This is a genomic window from Pseudomonas sp. EYE_354 (assembly GCF_023148575.1).
Lineage (GTDB): Bacteria > Pseudomonadota > Gammaproteobacteria > Pseudomonadales > Pseudomonadaceae > Aquipseudomonas.
In genome coordinates this window covers 77,081-96,621 of sequence record NZ_JAHXNQ010000018.1, presented here as the reverse complement: position 1 = coordinate 96,621, position 19,541 = coordinate 77,081, and the positions used below count along the sequence as shown (strand labels likewise).

15 protein-coding genes, 1 pseudogene and 1 riboswitch are annotated in these 19,541 nt (G+C 50.2%); of the genes and pseudogenes, 4 read left to right on the top strand and 12 right to left on the bottom strand.

The window, feature by feature from the left end:
* Nucleotides 1–22: 22 nt before the first annotated feature.
* From KZX66_RS22330 to KZX66_RS22310, 5 genes and pseudogenes are all read right to left on the bottom strand, one after another.
* Nucleotides 23–874 (bottom strand): universal stress protein, encoded by an 852-nt coding sequence (locus tag KZX66_RS22330; RefSeq protein ID WP_248083415.1) that lies wholly within the window; start codon nt 872–874, stop codon nt 23–25.
* 11 nt (nt 875–885) lie between these two features.
* A complete protein-coding gene (locus KZX66_RS22325) occupies nt 886–2,373 on the bottom strand; it encodes a SulP family inorganic anion transporter (protein ID WP_181643202.1) in 1,488 nt (495 codons plus the stop codon).
* Nucleotides 2,374–2,773: 400 nt separating this feature from the next.
* Nucleotides 2,774–4,414: pseudogene (locus KZX66_RS22320) on the bottom strand (methyl-accepting chemotaxis protein).
* 667 nt (nt 4,415–5,081) lie between these two features.
* Nucleotides 5,082–5,864: a DUF4253 domain-containing protein gene (locus KZX66_RS22315; protein ID WP_242461404.1), complete on the bottom strand. Its 783-nt coding sequence runs from the start codon at nt 5,862–5,864 to the stop codon at nt 5,082–5,084.
* A 136-nt stretch (nt 5,865–6,000) separates the two neighbouring features.
* Nucleotides 6,001–6,300 carry a hypothetical protein gene (locus KZX66_RS22310; RefSeq protein ID WP_181643142.1) on the bottom strand — a complete coding sequence of 100 codons (300 nt, stop codon included), beginning with the start codon at nt 6,298–6,300 and terminating at the stop codon, nt 6,001–6,003.
* 203 nt (nt 6,301–6,503) lie between these two features.
* Nucleotides 6,504–6,565: riboswitch (Fluoride riboswitch) on the top strand.
* A gap of 143 nt (nt 6,566–6,708) precedes the next feature.
* On the opposite strand from KZX66_RS22310, the gene crcB reads away from it, so the two are divergent.
* Genes crcB through ppa form a run of 3 tightly spaced genes read left to right on the top strand, consistent with a single transcriptional unit; the run spans nt 6,709 to nt 7,989 of the window.
* Nucleotides 6,709–7,092 carry a fluoride efflux transporter CrcB gene (gene crcB / locus KZX66_RS22305; RefSeq protein WP_181643141.1) on the top strand — a complete coding sequence of 128 codons (384 nt, stop codon included), beginning with the start codon at nt 6,709–6,711 and terminating at the stop codon, nt 7,090–7,092.
* Nucleotides 7,093–7,102: 10 nt separating this feature from the next.
* Nucleotides 7,103–7,456: a DUF190 domain-containing protein gene (locus tag KZX66_RS22300; RefSeq protein WP_181643140.1), complete on the top strand. Its 354-nt coding sequence runs from the start codon at nt 7,103–7,105 to the stop codon at nt 7,454–7,456.
* 2 nt (nt 7,457–7,458) lie between these two features.
* Nucleotides 7,459–7,989 (top strand): inorganic diphosphatase, encoded by a 531-nt coding sequence (gene ppa / locus KZX66_RS22295; protein ID WP_181643139.1) that lies wholly within the window; start codon nt 7,459–7,461, stop codon nt 7,987–7,989.
* 227 nt (nt 7,990–8,216) lie between these two features.
* Here ppa and KZX66_RS22290 read toward each other — a convergent pair whose 3' ends face one another.
* Entirely contained in the window at nt 8,217–9,845 is a 1,629-nt protein-coding gene (locus tag KZX66_RS22290) for a methyl-accepting chemotaxis protein (RefSeq protein ID WP_248083414.1), read from the bottom strand.
* Between the two features lie 625 nt (nt 9,846–10,470).
* Between KZX66_RS22290 and KZX66_RS22285 the strand changes: the two genes are divergently transcribed.
* Nucleotides 10,471–10,971: an LA2681 family HEPN domain-containing protein gene (locus KZX66_RS22285; protein WP_242461403.1), complete on the top strand. Its 501-nt coding sequence runs from the start codon at nt 10,471–10,473 to the stop codon at nt 10,969–10,971.
* Between the two features lie 173 nt (nt 10,972–11,144).
* Here the strand turns inward: KZX66_RS22285 and KZX66_RS22280 are convergent, their stop codons facing one another.
* The 6 genes from KZX66_RS22280 to mltG form a co-directional block, all read right to left on the bottom strand.
* Nucleotides 11,145–12,434: a site-specific integrase gene (locus KZX66_RS22280; RefSeq protein ID WP_181643137.1), complete on the bottom strand. Its 1,290-nt coding sequence runs from the start codon at nt 12,432–12,434 to the stop codon at nt 11,145–11,147.
* Nucleotide 12,435: 1 nt separating this feature from the next.
* Nucleotides 12,436–13,413, bottom strand: a complete 978-nt coding sequence (locus KZX66_RS22275) for a hypothetical protein (protein ID WP_181643136.1) — start codon at nt 13,411–13,413, stop codon at nt 12,436–12,438.
* A gap of 43 nt (nt 13,414–13,456) precedes the next feature.
* Complete coding sequence (locus tag KZX66_RS26450; protein WP_248083413.1) at nt 13,457–15,517, bottom strand: tyrosine-type recombinase/integrase; 2,061 nt, start codon at nt 15,515–15,517, stop codon at nt 13,457–13,459.
* Nucleotides 15,518–15,520: 3 nt separating this feature from the next.
* The gene (locus tag KZX66_RS22265) at nt 15,521–17,512 is read right to left on the bottom strand and encodes a hypothetical protein (RefSeq protein WP_248083412.1); all 1,992 of its coding nucleotides are present in this window, start codon (nt 17,510–17,512) and stop codon (nt 15,521–15,523) included.
* 13 nt (nt 17,513–17,525) lie between these two features.
* Nucleotides 17,526–18,161 (bottom strand): dTMP kinase, encoded by a 636-nt coding sequence (gene tmk / locus KZX66_RS22260; RefSeq protein ID WP_110624300.1) that lies wholly within the window; start codon nt 18,159–18,161, stop codon nt 17,526–17,528.
* Nucleotides 18,162–18,418: 257 nt separating this feature from the next.
* Nucleotides 18,419–19,540, bottom strand: a complete 1,122-nt coding sequence (gene mltG / locus KZX66_RS22255; RefSeq protein WP_248083411.1) for an endolytic transglycosylase MltG — start codon at nt 19,538–19,540, stop codon at nt 18,419–18,421.
* Nucleotide 19,541: the final 1 nt, after the last annotated feature.

Below are 19,541 nucleotides of genomic sequence, written 5' to 3'. Positions count from 1 at the left end.
CACTGCGGTTAGGCGTGTCACTTCAGCGGAGCAGCAATACAGGCATGGTAGCTGTGCGGAGCATCGTCGTAGTTGTGCTACCGACCAGAAATTGTTTGATGCGCGAGTGCCCATAAGCGCCCATGACTAGCAGATCAATTCCATGCTCGGCTTGATAAACGTGCAACGCTGCTTCCACTTCTCCTTGCACGATCTGAGCTTGGACGACAAAGCCAGCACTAATGAGCGTGCTCTGGGCTTTCTCCAACGCTTCTCGGTTGGCTTCCGAGCCAGCGCCAACCATAACGAGATGAATCGGTAGATTTGTGCAGAGCGGGCTCGCGGAAAGCAGTTCAACGGTTTTGTGGGCTGTGGGGCTGCCGTCAAAAGCGAGCATTACTTTTTCTGGCTTTTTATAGCCGTTGCTCGTGATCAAAATTGCACGGTGAATTGTGCGCACGACAGATTCAATCTGGCTGCCAAGGCTGTGCACTCCACGTGTGCTGTCTTCACCCACTCGTCCAATGACCAAGAGTCGAATATCGTCCTGAAGGTCAACTAGGCTTTCTATCAAGTGTCCGTGGCGCTGCTTTAGCTCAGGAAATGCAGCTCCGCAAATGACCGTTCGCTCCCTGGCCTTTTCAAGCATGTGTTGACCTTGCTCCAGAGCAAGCCTGGCGCGCCGGGCATCCAATGTAGCCAGCTCCTCCAGCAGATGCTCTCGACTGCCAAGGCCGATATTGCCGCTCAGGTCTGCAGATGCAGGGTATTTCTCCTCATCCAATACGTGCAGCAAGGTAAGGGGCGCGTTAAGTTGTAGCGACGCCCATGCTGCGTAATCGCAGACCGACAATGAGGATTGTGAGTTGTCGATGCAGGCCATTACGTGGGTCATTGTCGTTCTCCTTAGTGGCTCATGAGCTTGTCGATGGCACCGGGTTTGTCATGCACGCCGAAGCGCTCAACGATTGTGGCGCTGGCCTCATTGAGACCGAGCACTTCTACCTCGGCGCCCTCGCGGCGGAACTTAATAACCACCTTATCCAGCGCTGCGACGGCGGTGATATCCCAGAAATGCGCCTGCGTGAGATCGATGGTGATCTTGTTGAGCGCTTCCTTGAAGTCAAAAACTTCAGTGAACTTGTCTGCAGAGCTAAAGAACACCTCGCCCATGACGTGGTAAGTCCGATGCGACTCCGTCTCTTCCAGAGTGGTCTTGATATCCAGGTAGTGCCCGACCTTATTAGCAAAGAACAGCGAAGCCAGCAGCACACCTACCATTACGCCGTAGGCCAGGTTGTGAGTGGCCACGACGACCACGACAGTCGCCACCATGACGAGGTTGGTCGACAGCGGATGCTCTTTCAGATTGCGCAGGGAATCCCAGCTAAAGGTACCGATTGACACCATGATCATGACTGCTACGAGTGCGGCCATAGGGATTTTTGAGAGCCATTCTCCAAGAAATACCACCATCAGCAGCAGGAAAACGCCGGCACACAATGTCGAGAGACGGGTGCGGCCACCCGATTTCACGTTGATGATTGACTGGCCGATCATCGCGCAACCCGCCATGCCGCCAAGCATGCCGGCAGCGATGTTGGACACACCCTGGCCTTTGCACTCGCGTTTTTTGTTGCTGGTGGTATCGGTCAGATCGTCGACAATGGTCGCGGTCATCATTGACTCGAGTAAACCCACTACAGCCAAGGCAGCCGAGTACGGGAAAATGATGCGCAGGGTTTCAAAAGTCAGCGGAACTTCAGGCCAGAGGAAGATCGGGAGCGTGTCAGGCAGTTGGCCCATGTCACCGACGGTGCGGATATCCAAACCGAGGTAAATGGCGACGGCAGTCAGCGTCAGGATGCACACCAACGGTGACGGAATCAGCTTGCCGATCTTAGGTACGTATGGGAACAGGTAGATGATCCCGAGGCCCGCTGCCGTCATGGCGTAGACATGCCAGGTGACATTGGTCAGCTCAGGCAATTGCGCCATAAATATCAGAATCGCCAATGCGTTTACGAAGCCGGTGACTACCGAGCGTGAAACAAAGCGCATCAACGAGCCAAGCTTCAGGTAGCCGGCAAGGATTTGAAGTACCCCACAGAGCAACGTGGCTGCAAGCAGATACTGAAGTCCGTGCTCTTTAACCAGAGTAACCATGAGCAGTGCCATGGCGCCGGTAGCCGCCGAGATCATGCCGGGACGACCACCGACAAAGGCGATAACAGCACAGATACAGAAAGAGGCGTAAAGCCCGACCTTTGGGTCAACGCCGGCGATGATGGAAAAGGCGATGGCTTCGGGGATCAGCGCTAGTGCGACCACGATTCCCGCGAGCACATCTCCACGAACGTTAGAGAACCACGTTTTTTTGAGTGATTGCAGCATCAGAATATCCAAGGCAATGCACCGAACGCACACCAGGCGAATGGCGAGCGCGTCGATACGAATTCATATTTTGAGGATTATTTGGCTGTGTGCTTTGGGTGTGAGAACCGGGCATACAGCAGAACGCACCGCGAGCGGAACAGGCGGATACGAGGTATTGCGAGGGGGCCTAGCGCTAAGGCGGCGTAGGCTGCCAGTAGATCGTTTGGAGTACAGTCATGCTGATGTTCCTGTAGCTCAAGGGTAAGACTGCGCAATAAGTATACAATTGAGTGAACTTTGATTGCCACCCGCCGACTCGCTTTGGTCGGTTCGAGTTGAGTTATACCTATTGGCAATCCCGTGCTTGTGTAACGTAGGGTGAAAAGTGCGCCAGCAAAAGCGCACTTTCCTGCGGGATCTACAGCTTAAATTTGGCTACCAACTGGTTGAAGGACACTGCCAGCCTCGAGAGTTCGTGGCTCGAGGCATTTGTCTGATGCGCACCTGTAGCTGTTTGAGCTGACAGGCTTTGAATGTTGACGAGGTTACGATCTACCTCACGAGCAACCTGTGCCTGTTCTTCTGACGCGCTTGCGATAACCAGGTTGCGTTCTGTGATTGCAGCTACACCCTCCGTGATTGACTCCAGAGCAATGCCTGCAGCCTGCGCAAGCTGACGTGTGTTATTTGCCTGGCTCTGACTCTTGGTCATGGTTTCTACTACAGAAGTAGCGCTTGTCTGAGCAGCGTTAATCATCCCCTCGATTTCAATAGTCGATGATTGGGTACGATGAGCTAGAGCCCTTACCTCGTCAGCTACTACTGCAAATCCGCGACCTTGCTCGCCCGCTCGTGCAGCTTCAATGGCCGCATTCAGAGCTAGGAGATTGGTTTGGTCAGCAATCGACCTGATGACCTCAAGCACCTTGCTAATTTCTTTCGTCTGATGAGCAAGCTCTTGAACCTGCGAGCTCGATGAGTTGATTTCCCCAACCATTCCTTCAATCGCTACAACAGCTTCTCCAACCTTACTTTTGCCAGCCATGGCGTCTTGATTGGTTCTTTGCGATATTTCTGCTGTAGAAACGGCATTGCGAGCGACTTCATCTACCGCAGCTGTCATTTCATTCACAGCGGTAGCAGCCTGTTCGATTTCACTGTTCTGCTGAGTAAGACCCCGTGTGCTCTCGTCCGTTACGACGCTCAGCTCTTCTGCTGCCGAAGCTAGCTGATCTGATGCACTGGATATATTTTGAATTGTGCTTCGAAGGCTCGCCTGCATCTCATCAAGGGAGGACAGTAATTTCCCGGTTTCGTCCTGGCTACCTGCGTCAATACGTTGCGTAAGATCTCCACCTGCAATACGCTCTGCAGCCGATACTGCATAGGAGAGTGGCCGGGTAATGAGTCGCGTAATAAGAACACCCAGGCCCATTGCCAGGACGAACGCGATTACCATACCTACAATCATCGTTAGCTTAGAACTTTAAATAAGCGCATCGCTTTCACTTCGGAGATCGTCCGCTTGATCATTGTTAGATGCAATTATCCCTAACATCTCTTTCTCAGCGAAACCGTACTTATCGCTGACGTCTCCTATCAGTTGCAATCTCGCCCTTGGCAAATCCCCCGACATCAAAACATTTGCGAACTGCTCTCCCGCTCTAATATAAGCAGGCCAATCCCGTTCAAAGTTATCACCTAAGGCCTTTTCGTCATCGCGCAGCGGGGTGCTACGATAAATAGCAAATGCTTTCTCTACAGCACGCTGGCGGTCAGACAATGATTTTTGAGTGGTTGCGAGTTCCCCCTCAGCTGCACCACTAGATTTTTGTGCCAGCAACAAGTATAGGTCTCTATTATGATAAATTACTTGCTGCAGGGCCTCATTTACCTTGTTAATTGAAGTTATATTATTGCTAAATACAGATGAAATCGCGTCGCCCAGCCGTGAGTTGCCGTTCATCCCGACGAGCCCAATCGCGATAGTTATCAATGCGCATATCAAGAATGATGTGGACAGTTTTTCCGCAAGGCGCAAGTTCAAAAACCAAGTCATAGAGCTTTCTCTTCATAGGGGAGATATGGTCAACCTTGAGGCGTGCCATTGATCAGGGAAGGTATCGGCAGGCAAGTATGTTTATTGAGCTTTTTTCTCACGCACAGCTCAAATAGATTGCTTTTTATATTTATTACCATAAGCATAGGTGATGTTAATTTTGATAATAATTCGCGCTTCATTTGTTAGGTTTGTTGAATGTCCACTGAGAACAACTTGACAGAGTTAGCTTCTCGCCCATTGAAGGCCGCCTTTCCCAGCTTGGTGCGAAGCAATCTGAATAACTGATGCCTCTCTGATCCTTTCACTAGATCGAGACAGCTGGGAGTCTGTGGGCGCCAATCCAGCTTAACTACAGGACGTCGGAAAGCGCTGAGTAACCGAAGCAAGCGGAGCGCGCAGGCTGGCACAGCCGAAAGCGTGAAGGACGGACGCCCGCAGGGCCGAGATACAGCGGGACGCGGGAGCTCGGTTTACGACAGCCTGCCCGCGCAAAGCGGCTCGCCAAGAGACGTAAGTCAGTCAGATCTTTCTTGACTCAGTAGCACTATCGTCGCGGGCCGAACACAACGTGAAAAGCAACTACCCTCCTAAAGACAGCCAAATTCCCCCAGACCTCTCACAAGTTCTGGCCTCTATTCAGCCAGGCTTTTGCTGCGCACGGAGATCATTCCACGTAACGGAGCCACAAATGCGTCCGACCGGAGATCGCCTGTGCAACTGCGCAAACGCGCGCTTGTCGGTCTTCATCGCTAGTGTTATAGAGTGCACAGAAGTCTTTGGCTACTACGTTCGCTAGGGGTGTATCAGGCGGCTCAGAACGAATGAAGCCGATGTGAGAAGCACCTACTCCCATCAACTCATAGCCATGTGTTTCTGAAAAGTGACGCGCAACCGCAAAGTTTTTCGCTGGATCCAGATCTGAAGTGAAATAGCCATTCGGAAAAGCCGCAAGTGCCTGGCAAGACTGCTGAACGGGTACCAGGAGAGCTGAAAGGGGCTGCTCTAGAAGAGAAATAGGGTCGTTCTGGTAAGCGATCCACTCCTGCAGGGCCTGCTCATTGAGTGTCAAACCATGAGCGCAAGCATCTTCGAAAGATGTGGCTGCTACCAGGTTCATGAAATTGCGATAGCAAATTGCAAACTCCGCTTTCGTAGTCGGATAGCCTATGTATTCACCCTGCTCGAAGCACTCTGGAGGTAAGCCCGCTACGTCCTGTTCCGATGCATCGTCCATCCCTAAATTATTGCGCGCATGCCCCGAGGTGTAGCGAGCTTGGTGCAGATCATCGAGCGAGATCAGGAGTTTAAAGCCTGGGTGCGCCTTAGCAATGTTACGACGAGCTTCGGTCAGATCGTCAAAGCTAGTAATCCCGCTCACGCCGTACTCATCGCATGTACCTACAGACGGGTTTTCACGCATGCCATTACCGCGAAATTCGATATCCATAAACCGTGGCCTGCTCCATGGTGTTACTGAATTGAGTGAGTAATCCTAAGCGCTCCAGGATCATCATCGGAAGATACGCTTCCAAGCGACAGCTGGCCTTGGATTAACTCCCCATGAATGCCCGATGCTCCTTTTCTTATTGATGAGTGTCCGCCTCCCCAGCGGGATAAAACTCGCCCTCCTTCCCCATGTTTTTCAGCCGTTCGCGCACAATTACCTCAACGCTGGTCACTGCGGTTTGATCGTCAGAGTCGACCAACTGCAAGCACAGGCGTCGGACGTTCTGATCGTGGGTGCCCTCGCTCATTATTTCGTGGGTGAAGACTTGTTTGCCACGCCATAGGCATAGCTGGATATGCGTCCCGCCGAGCCATATTTCGTTGATTGATCTTAGGTCGGTGGTAGCCAGTTGATCGACGGTAATTTTCTTATCCATCGCGCTGTGACTTACCCATGAGTAGATACAAGTAGACTTACAGGCACAGCGGAACGGGAATATGCCTGAAACTTAGATCTGTCTTGCTTGGTGCGTCATTAGGAGAGTCAGCATGCCCTTCAAATATTAGTCGGATGATACTGTGGATACCTCGCCAGTGTACTGCTAAAGACAACTTGAACCCTTTGCATGCGGTGTTATAGGATGAAAAAGGAGATGGCATTCCTCCTTAAAACCGCCTTGTGCTGATGATGCCTACGTGAACCCTAGACAGGGAGCGTAGGTGTGGCTCCCTGTCCCCAATCTAGGACAGGATATGACTTTACCCTTCAAGCGTTTCTTATCTTTCCGCTCCCGCGCAAGCCGGTTGGCCGTTAGTCCACTCAGATCTGATGAGGTGGGCCGGCCATGCTGAAATCACTTGTACTTATCGCCGTTGGCGCTTCACTTGGAGCCTGGTTGCGTTGGCTTTTGGGGATGAAGCTGAATGCTCTGTTTCCTACGATTCCTCCAGGCACTGTGGTCGCGAATATGGTTGGGGGTTACATCATCGGCTTGGCCATCGCCTTCTTGGCCGCATCTCCGACACTAAGCCCAGAGTGGCGTCTCCTGATCATCACGGGTTTCTGTGGCGGGCTTACCACCTTTTCTACATTTTCAGCCGAAACGGTTGCCTTGATTCAGGAAGGCAGACTGCTCTGGGCGCTTGGCTCAATTTCGTTGCACGTCATAGGTTCGTTAGCGATGACCGCTGCCGGGCTTCTGTCCTACCAAATGATTGGTACTCGCTGAGGAGTTAGAAATGAAAGGCTATATGGTCGTTTTCTTCACCCAACAGAACCGTCGCTACCAAGGAAAGATGCTCGGCGAATGGATCGTCGATGTGGCTAAAGAGATGGGGTTACGCGGCGCCACGCTCTGCACTGGAATTGAAGGGTTTGGGCACACCGGCAAACTGCATTCATCACATTTTTTTGAGCTGGCTGATCAGCCCACGGAAATTCGCTTGGCAATCACGGAAGATGAGGCAGCACGGTTGTTCACACGACTGGACTCCGAGGAGATTTCGGTGTTTTTCACTAAGACGCCAATCGAGATGGGCACTCTTGGAAAAACGCCCTCCAGCGCAGCCCCTTCCAAAACTTCGGAGCTATGAACATGAGCTACACAGATATTCCAGCTGGTAACGCCATCCCCGATGACTTTTTCACCGTTATCGAGATTCCTGCAAACCATTCGCCGATTAAGTACGAGGTGGACAAGCCTAGTGGACAGATCTTCGTTGATCGCTTCCTTAGCACACCGATGTTCTACCCGGCCAACTACGGGTTTATCCCGAACACGCTGAGCGAAGATGGTGATCCGCTGGACGTCCTGGTGGTTTGCCCTTACCCGGTATCGCCTGGCGTTGTCATTCGTAGTCGTCCAGTGGGTGTGATGTATATGACAGACGAAGCCGGAGCGGATGCCAAGGTGATTGCAGTGCCTCATGACAAACTCAGTTCTATGTACAGCGACGTCAAGGAGTGCTCAGACCTCCCTGCGTTACTCCTCGCACAGATCCAGCACTTCTTCGAAAACTACAAAGCATTGGAACCGGGTAAGTGGGTGAAGATGGGCCGCTGGGGCAGCGCCGATGAAGCGCGGGAAGAGATTCGCAAGTCGGTAGCTGCGTATATCCCCAAATAGGCTTACTCCAGATTCAATTAGAGCTCTCACGCTGCAGACGGAGGGCTTTTGAGGACGGTCACAACCATTCCGCTTTCGCCAGGATGACAACGGAAAGGTGAAAATCAAAGAATTATCCTACCGGTGCTCCGAAGACCCGGAACACCGGATTTCTACTTCAAAGTTGCGAGCTGCCTGGTAGATGTCGTTAGTTTAAGAATGCAACCCTCCAGTAAAGAAGGCTATCACTACATTTGAAATTGCTTAACCAGCCTGTTCAATTCGACCGCTAGTTTTGTGAGTTCGGACGTTGCAATAGCTGTCTGACTTGAGCCCTCTGCCGCTTGATTTGAAAGATCACGGATACTCACCAGGCTGCGATCTACCTCCCTTGCAACCTGGGCCTGCTCTTCCGACGCGGTCGCAATCAGGACGTTGCGCTCAGTAATATTGTCGATAGATTCGGTAATCTCCACCAACGCGGAACCAGCGCCTTGAGCAGTGTCCAGAGTTTTCTGGGCTTGGGTGTTTGTGTGAGTCATTGCAGACACAGCAGATCCAGTACCTTTTTGAATTGAGCTGATCATCTGCTCAATTTCACTGGTTGATTGCTGAGTACGATGAGCTAATGCTCGGACTTCATCAGCGACTACTGCGAAGCCTCGACCAGCCTCACCGGCACGAGCGGCTTCGATAGCCGCATTCAACGCAAGAAGATTGGTCTGTTCGGCGATAGCGCGTATCACATCCAAAACCTTGCTGATGTCGGTGGCCATTATGGCGAGCCCTTGTACCTCTTGGGATGCGTCTTCAACATTTGCGACCATCAAGCTAATGGCCTGTACGGTTTCATCGACGCGTGCACGGCCAGCCAACGCGGCGGAGTTGGATCGATTGGCTGCTTCAGAAGCTTGCGAGGCATTCCTAGCTACCTCTTCTACCGCTGCACTCATCTCAGTGACGGCAGTTGCTGCCATTTCAACTTCGTTATTTTGACGCAGCATGCCTTTATTTGCGTCTTCGGTGACAGCATGCATTTCTTCAGAAGTCGACGCCAACTGATTGGAGGAATCAGATATCAAAGAAAGGGTATTTCGCAGACCATGCTGCATAGCGCTTAACGCCCGCATGAGCCTGGCCACCTCATCGTGCCCTTGAGCTTCAATAACTCCGGTGAGATCGTTTTTAGCTATGCGCTCAGCAATGGCTAATGATTGACTGATCGGGCTGGTAATACTTCGGGTATACATCAGAGCTAGTGCAATAGCGGCCAAGGTGCTGATCAATATAAAACCACCAACGATCAATTTAGCTTGTTCATAGGTTTGGCTCGCCTCCTCCCCTGCTCGTTTAGCCTTACTATTGTTAACTTCTATCATTCCTTTGATATCGCCCTCAACAGCGTCAGCAGATTGTTTCATCGACTCGCTGGAAAGCTTGACTGCTTCGTCTAAATTTCCAGAAGAAATTAGAGATAGGTATTGATCTTGTAACACCTGATAGCTGGTTAAGCTTTTTGAAAGCTCATCAATTTTCTGCTTGCCCATCGAGGTTACAATAAGCGGTTGCAAATTCGACAGAGAATTCTGAATATTAACTCTAGCCCTCTTCAATTCCTCCAAAGCTTGAGCTTTACGGCTCTCTGGCTCTACGGGGTTTCGCAACCGTGCGTTGCTACCTCTAATACTTACGAACTCCCTGTCAATTACGCCAAGTATGAATATGCTGGGTACGACATTCGTCTCAACGAAGCTTTCAGAATCCTTCAAGCTTGACGCCTGTTTGAGAGCGATCATCCCCAGCGCAATAATCATCAGGCAAAAGAAACCGAAGCACAGAGCCGAGCGTGGAGCAAGGTTGAGTTTGCGCAATATCATAATGAGAGCCTCGTTTGAATTGTCAGCTATGTCGTCACTCGTTAGGCGCGCTTAAGTACCGTTCATCGGGTAGTGCAATGCAACCCGTAAAGGTTGGCTTTATATTCGGAATATTATGTTTCTAGTTGTAACTACCGCAGTGCCATCTCGAATTTCCGAACGAAATAGGATTCGGTAATTTTTTATTTCAGGGATATAAAAACACAAACAGCGCAAAAAATTACAAAGCCGTAACTGAATGACTAGGCATTCTTATTCGTATTTCAGATCTACGCTTTAGCAATCAACCAACGAGATAGTTTTGCACTTGCTTGACGTAAATAGCCGTACCGCGCTCGCGCGCGTCCTTCAACGGTGGCACCACTAGAATGTCGCCCAGTCCTTAAACGGGATGCTCATACTCAACCGAGTCCTGTAGCGCCTAGCCCAAAGCGCAAGCGGAGCGCGCCGGCCCACGACGGGCCAAAGGCTTGAGGATGAACGCCCGGAGGGCCAAAACCTGGCGCAGTCAGGGTTTGGTTCACGCCAGCCGAACCCCGAAGGGGGCAAGCTCAAAGCAGAAGCAATCTGAATATCCCTCGAACTACTATGCAGGAAGGTCGCCGAAGGTCTCGCGAAGTAGGCTTTGCATCACTACAGAGGCAGCGCTTTCGAAAAAATGCTCCTGGCTACTGATGGCGGCTATAAACCGCTAGCGGCCAACGTTGAAGCGCTAGCAGGTGAGTTAAGTGACCCGCTATCGCGGCCTGAGCACATCGACCCATTCATCAAATGGGTGGAGGAGGAGCGCCTGACGTTAGCCCCAACTGTCGAGCTCGTCGATCCGTCCTTGGGCAAGCTAGATTGGCTTACCCTTCCAGGAATTCTCGAGCGTGAGATAGATATGGGGGGGAGCCCGCCGCCATTGTTCGCCATGTTCAATATGCTGAAGAGCGATTTTGTTCTCGCACGGGATTTGGCATGGCGTGCAAGTGATGGAAGCGTTTGGCCGAAAACAGGGCAGTTTGCAGACACTCTCGACTATGCAATGTATGGCCCTGATACCTCGGCACTCATACTGGCGCATCGAACAGCCCTTGTACGCCGCACCATGGTGGTCAGGATGAAGATGTTGACTAACGCTTGAGCTTATAGGCCATTACCGCAAGCGGAGCGCGCCGGCCCTCTGGGCCAGAGGCTTGAGGATGGAAGCCCGTAGGGCCAAAACCTGACGCAGCCAGGGTTTGGTTTACGACAGCCCTACCCCGAAGGGGGCAAGCCCAAACCAGAGACAATGTGAGCCATCCCGGGATCCCGATCTTAACTTTTGAATACTGGCGCGCTTAGAAACTCACTGACAGTCTGATCCGCGTTGATGTAGAGCTCGTTCACGTAGCCTTCGTGCGCGAGCAACAGAACACGTGCTACATCAACATAGTGATCGTAGGTAGTATGCAGGTGAGCGTGGCCCATCTGCGCTTTCAGCACTTCCATTGCAGCGATGTCTTTTACTTCACTAAGCTCACCCAGCAATCCCGACCCAAATCGCTTGATCAAAAACATGGTTGGCCACCAATGCCTGCTGTCATAGAAGCAAACATCAGAGCGCATTTTCGAACCATTGCTTATAGCCCGCACTTTCGCAGCACTGGAGCGAGTCGCTATCATCCTAGGTGTCACAGGCTCCCCAGCGGCATTCAAAAACAGAATCGAAGGTGGGCAAGGCTTACCATACTTTTTGGTGTATAACTCTGCCCTAGGCGGGTAGAGCGTATTCGTATAGTTATCGGCTAAAGCTTTGAGATCACCTTGATGAATCCTGATGGTACGGTGCTTTTTGCCTTTACTAAAATAGATTCGGTATTCAACGGTTTCTTCATCGAACGTCATGTTTTCATGTGGCTGGATATGCCGATTAAAGCCATTGCCCGCATAGGGGAAATCACATAGATCCATAGGGCGCATCGCGGTGCCCAGCGCAAGCATGAACATCGCTACGTAGACCGGGTCATGGAACCCACCAACGAAATCCCTGATCTCCTGGTTAGTGATAAGTGAATAGCTTTGCTTCTGTCGCCAATCACGATCCAAGGCTTTAATGCCTTTACCATCCAATGCAACGCGCGCCTCACGTTTGATATAGCTGAGCAAATCATTGTTCTTAAAATTAGGCTGCCAGGTTTTTAGCTTGAAATTTAAGCAACTAGAATAGCCTTCCGAATCCAACCAGTAAAAGAATCCGTAGACGAGTTTACCCTCATCAATGATCGTAGCTGTACTAGGCTTCAAGGACTGTTTTGCCTGACGCTTAATCGCTCGATGAACCTGCCAATTTTTCAAATCATCGTTGTCTACGAGCGCATGATATTGATAAAGCTCTACCCCTTCATACTTAGCAGTGGTAGACAAATATCGATAGAACTTGGCAATTAAATGGGAGTATCTATTAGATGTGTCCTCGGACTGTGCCGTGACAGCGCGAAGGTAAAGATTAGCATGGCTTAGAAGCACACGCTTTTGCCCGCTTTCCGCAATCAGTATGTAGTGAGTGGTTTCCTTACCCGACAGTGGGCACGCATAGGTAATTAGCTTTCTGGAGATCTCAAGCATCTCAATCTCCTTGGGCAATTTTAGACACCACTACACGATCAAAACCATCCTGAATACTAGGCAGCGGCTCTTTATCGAAGCTTCGAAATTCAGGAGCGGGAATCTGGCCATACAAAAAGCCGCGCTGGGCTTTGATAGTTGCCTCGCTGTCACAATACGGAACGAATATCTCGAGTGGCCTTGCATCGACCAAACCACGGACGAAGTCCCGAATTTCGGATCTGGATGCAAGAGGCAAATCAATTACTACAACAGCGTCATCCTCTGGACGAAAGTTCTTCTCGACAAACTTATCGAACGACGAAATGAAACGATTCTGAAAAATCACAACCCTGACAAGACCTTTCTTCAGGAATTTTTGTAGCTTCTCCTTTAGCTTACTGACTGCGAGAGTCTTATCTCCGTAATAACCAGCCAGGTCTTGAGTCTCTGAATATCTGGCCACAGCATCCCGAGTATCTAACTGGAACTTCATAATCATGGACTCAGGCTTGCCCTGCTGCTTTACAGCGCTGCTCAAACCACGGTTTTCTGATAGTTCGAGTTCCTTCTCTAAGAGATTTCGCTTGAGAATCTCATTATGGAGCGCTTTCTTCTTTAGTTCGTTAGTAAGCTCTCGGGAGTGATGGATTAGCACGTCACCATTCATGAGGGTCGTTAAAAGATTCCCCTCAAGCTTCTGGTGCTCTTTCTGCTGGTTTTCCTTAACATACCTCAGCTCGGCTTGCGCCTCTCTAACCAATTTCTGGCACTGGATGATTGTTTTACTGGCATCAGCTTGGTCTCCGACCAGCAACTCATCAACATTCCTGGCCCCAGTCAGATACGGCTTGAGATGGCTATAAAATTTATGAAAAGCCTGGCGGGAGATTTCCGCGCGGGCGCAAACCTCGATCATAGTAAGGCGCTCTGAAGAGCCGCTAAGGTAATGATCACAGATGATTTTTTTGAGCCGCTGTTCAGTGCTAACTGCAGTCATTATCGCTTTCCCCTGTTCTTCTGTCGTTTACGTGAACGGCTGATCATGATTGCGAAACCTCACGCTCGATAACAGTTGGTTTAGGGTGCAGCAACTCTTCAAGCAGTTTCTCATTAATGCTGATCTTTTGATCCAGCTCAAATTGGGCGGCGTAACTGAGCTTTCTAGAGGATGACCTGATCGTCTTGTAAAACTTTAAATTCTGTTCGATAGAACCTTGAGCAGAACCTAGCACTAAATTGCGAGAACAATGAATATGACAGCTCGATACGTCCGGGCTTACTGGATAAATCAGATTCGCCCGATTAGCGATGCACGGAGGTAGAGACTCGCCTGCATGAATAAGTCCGCTCATACAAAACGTACTAAGCGTCGTACGTTGAACCAAGACAGCCTCACCGCCTTGAAACATATGAGAGACATACTCGAGAACCGTAAGCTTCAAAAGTTTCCCGACAAAAATGTCCGGCCTACCAGCCATGCGACCAGCAAGACCATTGGCAGCCTCTCCAGCATAAACGCCGGAATTGATAGATTGGAGAATATCAACAAAATCTTTGGCGAAGTGCTCTCTCAAGGTCTCGACAACAGATGAAACCAAGAAGGGATTCCTTGCAATATACCGTAGCCCCATGACATAACTTGAATGACCAAAAAGCATCCGAATAATATCAATATTACGTTCGGATTTATTAATCAATATTTCAGCAATCGTTTTTCTAAAACGATGAATATGGAGACCGTCAACACCAACCTCCGCAGAGAGATTAACGGCAACCTTAGTGATCATCCTGTCAACTTGATTCATCTCATGGGTCGGAATCACAGGCTGGAATAAGTACCCCTTGAGCATGTACTTATCAAACTCTCTAAGCTTCTTATAAGACGCAATCGCATCTCCTAAGTAGTCAGGGAGAGGGATCTCATCAGCTTCCCCAAAATAATTGGGATCGTCACTGGTTTTAAACCTGACGAAAGAAACATACCAGAGACCGTCACTTTTTTTCTTGTAAACGTCGTCAAACTGAAGCGGAGCCAGCTCACGCCTGCGCAGCCCTGTCATTAGACCGAAGAGAATGAAGATCGCGTTTCGCACCCTATCTACAGCGTACATAAACCCTTTACGCCAAGTGTACAAATTCGTGTAATAGGACAGAACTTTACCGCCACTACCCGTTTGTTTTATTTTCTGAGGAGTGTGCGAAAACCCAACTATCACAACGCCGTCTACTTCTTTACCAACCACTGCCTCAAATTCGAGATCGCGTTTACCATAACTATAATATTTTTTATCAATCTCCGGCCGAACCTTGCAATAGTCTAACACCTCATTAATTACCGGAATGCCTTTATCAATCCAATAGAAAGAATAGGTTAATAGGTCACGTAATTCGTCTTCCGAAAAAGGCTTCCAGCCTACGAGCGAAATTCGAATCACCTCCTGAATATCTTTTCGACGCGCTATGGTGTCAACATCGTTCAAATCTACCTGTAGGCAGAACTCTTCAGGAATCAGCCTTTCGACGGACAAAAAAATCCAGAAATTGATATGGAAAAATAGTAACCAATAAGCGCGCATCACTCCAGAGTCCCGAGCATCATCTAATGCAGCATTCAAAAGTCCTGCAGTGATGACGGCGATATGTTCTGGAGAAGCGTTTAAAAAATTCGCTTCAAAAATATGCCGCTGCACATAACGAAAACCATCGCTATAGGTATCAGTTGATCGAAAACTCCGAATGGTACCAATCGGATGAAAATGGGGTATGAAGTGATAACAAATAGCTCGCTTCAACTCCTGCAAGTCTTCCCGAGCACGATCAATATAAACTACAACATCCTTAAAACCTTCAGAACGCAACAACACCCATCGCATTTCGTTGTAACTGGAATATTCTGAAACGGGGAAACACCCATCAGGCGACACGGCCAGCTTCGTCACCAGCCCACTCAGTTGCTGCTTGCAAACTCCCTCAAATCCACCATGAGACGCCTCATACAACTCCGAGAAGTATGCATCGGCCGCATCAGACGCTTCGCGCTCAATCTCATCCAAAACGGACTGGAAAGAATCATCGTCATCTTGAGCATTATTTTTAGACACAAGTTAATCCTCAATGTAGGCGATGAGCGAGCGCATATCGAACGGGAGTAATGCCTCGTATGCCCTCATGTAAACAAGTGCTTCAGCAATCGCAGATTGGTTGCCCCAAATGCTAAGGAGATACTCCAAAATCTCAATTTCATCTTTGTGCACCTCAAGGCGTCCTTCGTCCGCCTCGACGGCGCGCTGAAGTGTTGATAACCGCTCCATTAGGAAAGGTAATGAGTCTCCAAGTACGTAGATTCGGCTGCAAAACAAGCACTTATCTAAGCGAGTACAACGCTCATTCTTAAATAGCTCAACCGCCTCTGGATAGTCTGGCTTACTGGAATCTATACAAGCCCACAGTGCACGCTCATGCCCCATGATCGTAAAGATACGAAAGGTGGGATCAGCCGACTTCGCCCGCACAGTGCTACCGACAATTCCGTGAAACTTATTACTTCGGAATTTTTCCATCAACTCTTCCTGAATGCTCCGATAGCGCACCTTTCTATCGTTGATAGCCATGGCTGAACTGTCGTAATGAGCACTCGTGGTTTCAAGGCTGGAATGGCCGAGTTGCAGGGCGGTTAGCGATAAAGGATGCTTGGTTTTTTTGGCGTTGTAGTATTCCCACGTCACCCTAAGCCGCCCCTCCAGGTCAATCGCGCTTTTAAGTGGCACACCGGCGTCAACCAGTTGGTGTTTGCCCAAAAACTCAGCGACACCAATGTTCCAATATTTCTGATTTTTCAGCGAGTTTACTCTGATATCAGGGCCGGACTCTTTGATTTGCCAGTCAGATTCATGCTCAGATAGACATAGGAATATCGACCGTCTCAGCGGATCATCCAGGGCGAAACTGTCCGAGCTATTCACAACTTCAGCGAGAGGTTCTGACAGAGTCTTAGCAAGCTCCATCAAGTTAAAAATGGAGTACCTATCTGATCTGGTTGACATTGCTTTTGCGAGTTTTGGAGACGCATAGTTTTTGTTAGCCGATTGGGATTTTTCTTTTTCAGACACAACAAGAACCACATCAGAATGCGCAACCTCAGACATAGGGTGCAGAAAGTGATTTTTATCGATGGCTATAACTGTCTCTTTGTTCCAACTCGACTGTCGCTGAATGAAAAGCCCCAGAGCTGCTTGATTTTGTGCAGTAGGATAATACATTCGCACCAGATCATCATAAGCAATTGAGTCTGGTGTTTGCTTTCTGAGAATGGAATAACTATAAGGCAGACAGCAACTTAATACAAATTCGCTAGGACTGATTATTGATTGTACATATGGTATTTTTCGGATTTTTTTGCGCAATTCCGTAGAGTCGGATTTAGTAACCCTAAATGGGTAACCATCCAACATAAGAGTCTTCAATGCTCGCGCAGGATCAATAACCCATTCTGATTTTTTACTGATCAACAAGAGCTCTGAGATCAAAGGACGGATTTCGTCCAAGCGATATGGTTCAGCGAGTTCAACCTGCTTGCGAAACTCAAGCATGAATCGCATATTATCAACTTCCGACCGCATCGATTCATAAAAACTGGCGTCGGCCGCCTCATCGAGTGGCTCTCTCACCTGAGTTTTAATCAATACGCTAGGCAACGTTAACAGTGGAAGGCCATCATCGTTGTGGTTTGCCACTTTTAAAACTGCGGATCTTATGCTTCTCGCAGGATAGAGAGTTTGGCCATTGCGCCGCAACCTATCCATAAAAAGCTTAAACTGTTCAACACCGATATCCCCAACCCCCTTTAGATGAAGGTCAGGGTGGAGCTTATTATTGTGATCTTGCCTGAAATCTAGAAAATCCTTTATCGCCGAACGCAGAGCATACCCTTTCGAATAACTGACATCTGGTACATATTTTATAAACACGTAGTGAAAACCGCAGCACAAAGCATCCGTAAAACTGAACAGCGGATGCTCTATATAATTTGCGAGGATGACCTTTGCATCTGCGGACGTCGCTGATAGCTCAGCGTGATACATGGAGAGGTATCGCATATATGGCTCCTTGTTATACCAAGCGAGCCAACAACTCCTCTACTACCGCTCTTATGTCTGCAGCAACAGCCTCAAAACTTTGAGAGGCGTCCACAACCGCAAAGGTGTCTGGATTTTCCTGGGCTTGGACTAGAAAGCCATGACGAGCACGCGATAGGAACTCAGCCTTCTGCAACTCCATCCTGTCCAAGACCTCTCCCCGGCCGGCGACACGCTGCATGCCTACCGCAGGATCGATATCTAAAATGATATTCAAGTCAGGCTTGAAGCCACCCAGAGCGATCTCATTGATCGCCAGTACACGATCCAATGGCAGGCCTCGACCAAAGTGCTGAAATGCGATGGTGGCGGGTGTGAAGCGGTCACAGATCACAATCGCTCCACCCTCAATGGCTGGGATGATTTTCTCTTGAAGGTGCTGAGCCCTAGCAGCGGCAAACAGAAGCAGTTCAGTCGTATCGCAAAGCTCAGGGGTGGATGGATCAAGTACCACCTCCCTGATCTTTTCTCCAATCGGAGTTCCACCAGGCTCACGCGTCACTAAAACGTGATGACCCGCCTCGCTCAACCACCCGCTGAGATGCTTGATCACCGACGATTTACCAGCTCCGTTATTACCGTCGCAGACGATCAGGCATCCATTTGACATTGAGATTCACCACTGCAGAAAGACTTAAGTGGTTTACATGATGGAGACGAGTCAGATAGGCGTCAAGGACTAAAACGTACGTGCAATAAGGACTGTACGCCTTATCACCAGAATAATTACCCTATGTGGGTAGTTTACATTTTTCTATAGGAGACTATAACGACACTGGTTTACGTTGACTCACCAAGAGATATAAGGCGCCTTCCGGGCCTTCCAGGGTAATAAACAAGCCAGTCACAGGCAGTCCTTAGTCAGAGTCATTGCGGGCTTTGCGGTGCGGCGGTGTCCGGCACGGGCTCGGCGGGTGCATCAGCGGGCGGCACGACGTCTTCGGCAGGTTTGACCACCGGTGCCGGGCTGGAACGGTAATCGGCACGGCGCTTGAGCTGGAACTCACGCACCGCAGCATTATGCGCATCCAGGTCATCGGAGAAAATATGACTGCCATCACCCCGTGCCACGAAATACAGGCTGCTGCCCGGCACCGGGTTCAGCGCGGCATGGATCGCCTCGCGACCGACCATGGCGATCGGCGTCGGCGGCAGTCCGGAGACCATGTAGGTGTTGTAAGGGTTGGCTTCTTTGAGGTGGGCGCGGGTCAATTTGCCGTTGTAACGCTCACCCAGGCCGTAGATCACCGTGGGGTCGGTCTGCAGCAGCATGCCGATCTTCAGGCGGCGAACGAACACGCCGGCAATCTGCCCCCGTTCTTCCGGTACACCGGTCTCTTTCTCGACCAGCGAGGCCATGATCAGGGCTTGGTAAGGGTCGGTGTACGGCACATCAGCGGCGCGCTTGCTCCACTCTTGGGCGAGCACGTCGTCGAGGCGGTTGTAGGCTTTTTTGAGGAATTCGACGTCGGTCATGCCACGCACGAAGCGGTAGGTATCGGGAAAGAATCGCCCCTCAGGAAACACGCCGGGGTGGCCCAGCTTGTCCATCACTTCGCTGTCGCTGAGGCCCGAGAGGCTCTGCACGATTTTTTCATGCTTGGCCAGCGCCGCGCGCACCTGGCGGAAGTTCCAGCCTTCAACCAGGGTCAAACTGTATTGCACCACTTCGCCACGCTGCCACAGGCCGATCAGGCCTTGGGCGGTCATGCCGGGGGTCATGCGGTATTCGCCACTGTGCAGGGGCTGGCCGTCGAGATTGAAACGCCAGTACAGGCGCAGCCAGAAAGCGCCGTCGAGCACGCCGTCGGCTTCGAGGCGATTGAAGGTGCCGGTGGGGGTAGCCCCCGCCGGCACATCAAGCAATTGCTCCTGGGTCAGATTCAACGGCTGCTTCAAAGCAGCGTCGTATTTCCAGGCAGCAAAGCCCAACAGCAATGCCGCCGAGAACACGCAGATCAGCAGCAGTACAACCAGTTTTCGTATCAAC

Coding starts and splice junctions, on each gene's coding strand:
- KZX66_RS22330 (WP_248083415.1), bottom strand. CDS start 874: ATGACCCACGTAATGGCCTGCATCGACAACTCACAATCCTCATTGTCG.
- KZX66_RS22325 (WP_181643202.1), bottom strand. CDS start 2,373: ATGCTGCAATCACTCAAAAAAACGTGGTTCTCTAACGTTCGTGGAGAT.
- KZX66_RS22315 (WP_242461404.1), bottom strand. CDS start 5,864: ATGGATATCGAATTTCGCGGTAATGGCATGCGTGAAAACCCGTCTGTA.
- KZX66_RS22310 (WP_181643142.1), bottom strand. CDS start 6,300: ATGGATAAGAAAATTACCGTCGATCAACTGGCTACCACCGACCTAAGA.
- crcB (WP_181643141.1), top strand. CDS start 6,709: ATGCTGAAATCACTTGTACTTATCGCCGTTGGCGCTTCACTTGGAGCC.
- KZX66_RS22300 (WP_181643140.1), top strand. CDS start 7,103: ATGAAAGGCTATATGGTCGTTTTCTTCACCCAACAGAACCGTCGCTAC.
- ppa (WP_181643139.1), top strand. CDS start 7,459: ATGAGCTACACAGATATTCCAGCTGGTAACGCCATCCCCGATGACTTT.
- KZX66_RS22290 (WP_248083414.1), bottom strand. CDS start 9,845: ATGATATTGCGCAAACTCAACCTTGCTCCACGCTCGGCTCTGTGCTTC.
- KZX66_RS22280 (WP_181643137.1), bottom strand. CDS start 12,434: ATGCTTGAGATCTCCAGAAAGCTAATTACCTATGCGTGCCCACTGTCG.
- KZX66_RS22275 (WP_181643136.1), bottom strand. CDS start 13,413: ATGACTGCAGTTAGCACTGAACAGCGGCTCAAAAAAATCATCTGTGAT.
- KZX66_RS22265 (WP_248083412.1), bottom strand. CDS start 17,512: ATGCGATACCTCTCCATGTATCACGCTGAGCTATCAGCGACGTCCGCA.
- tmk (WP_110624300.1), bottom strand. CDS start 18,161: ATGTCAAATGGATGCCTGATCGTCTGCGACGGTAATAACGGAGCTGGT.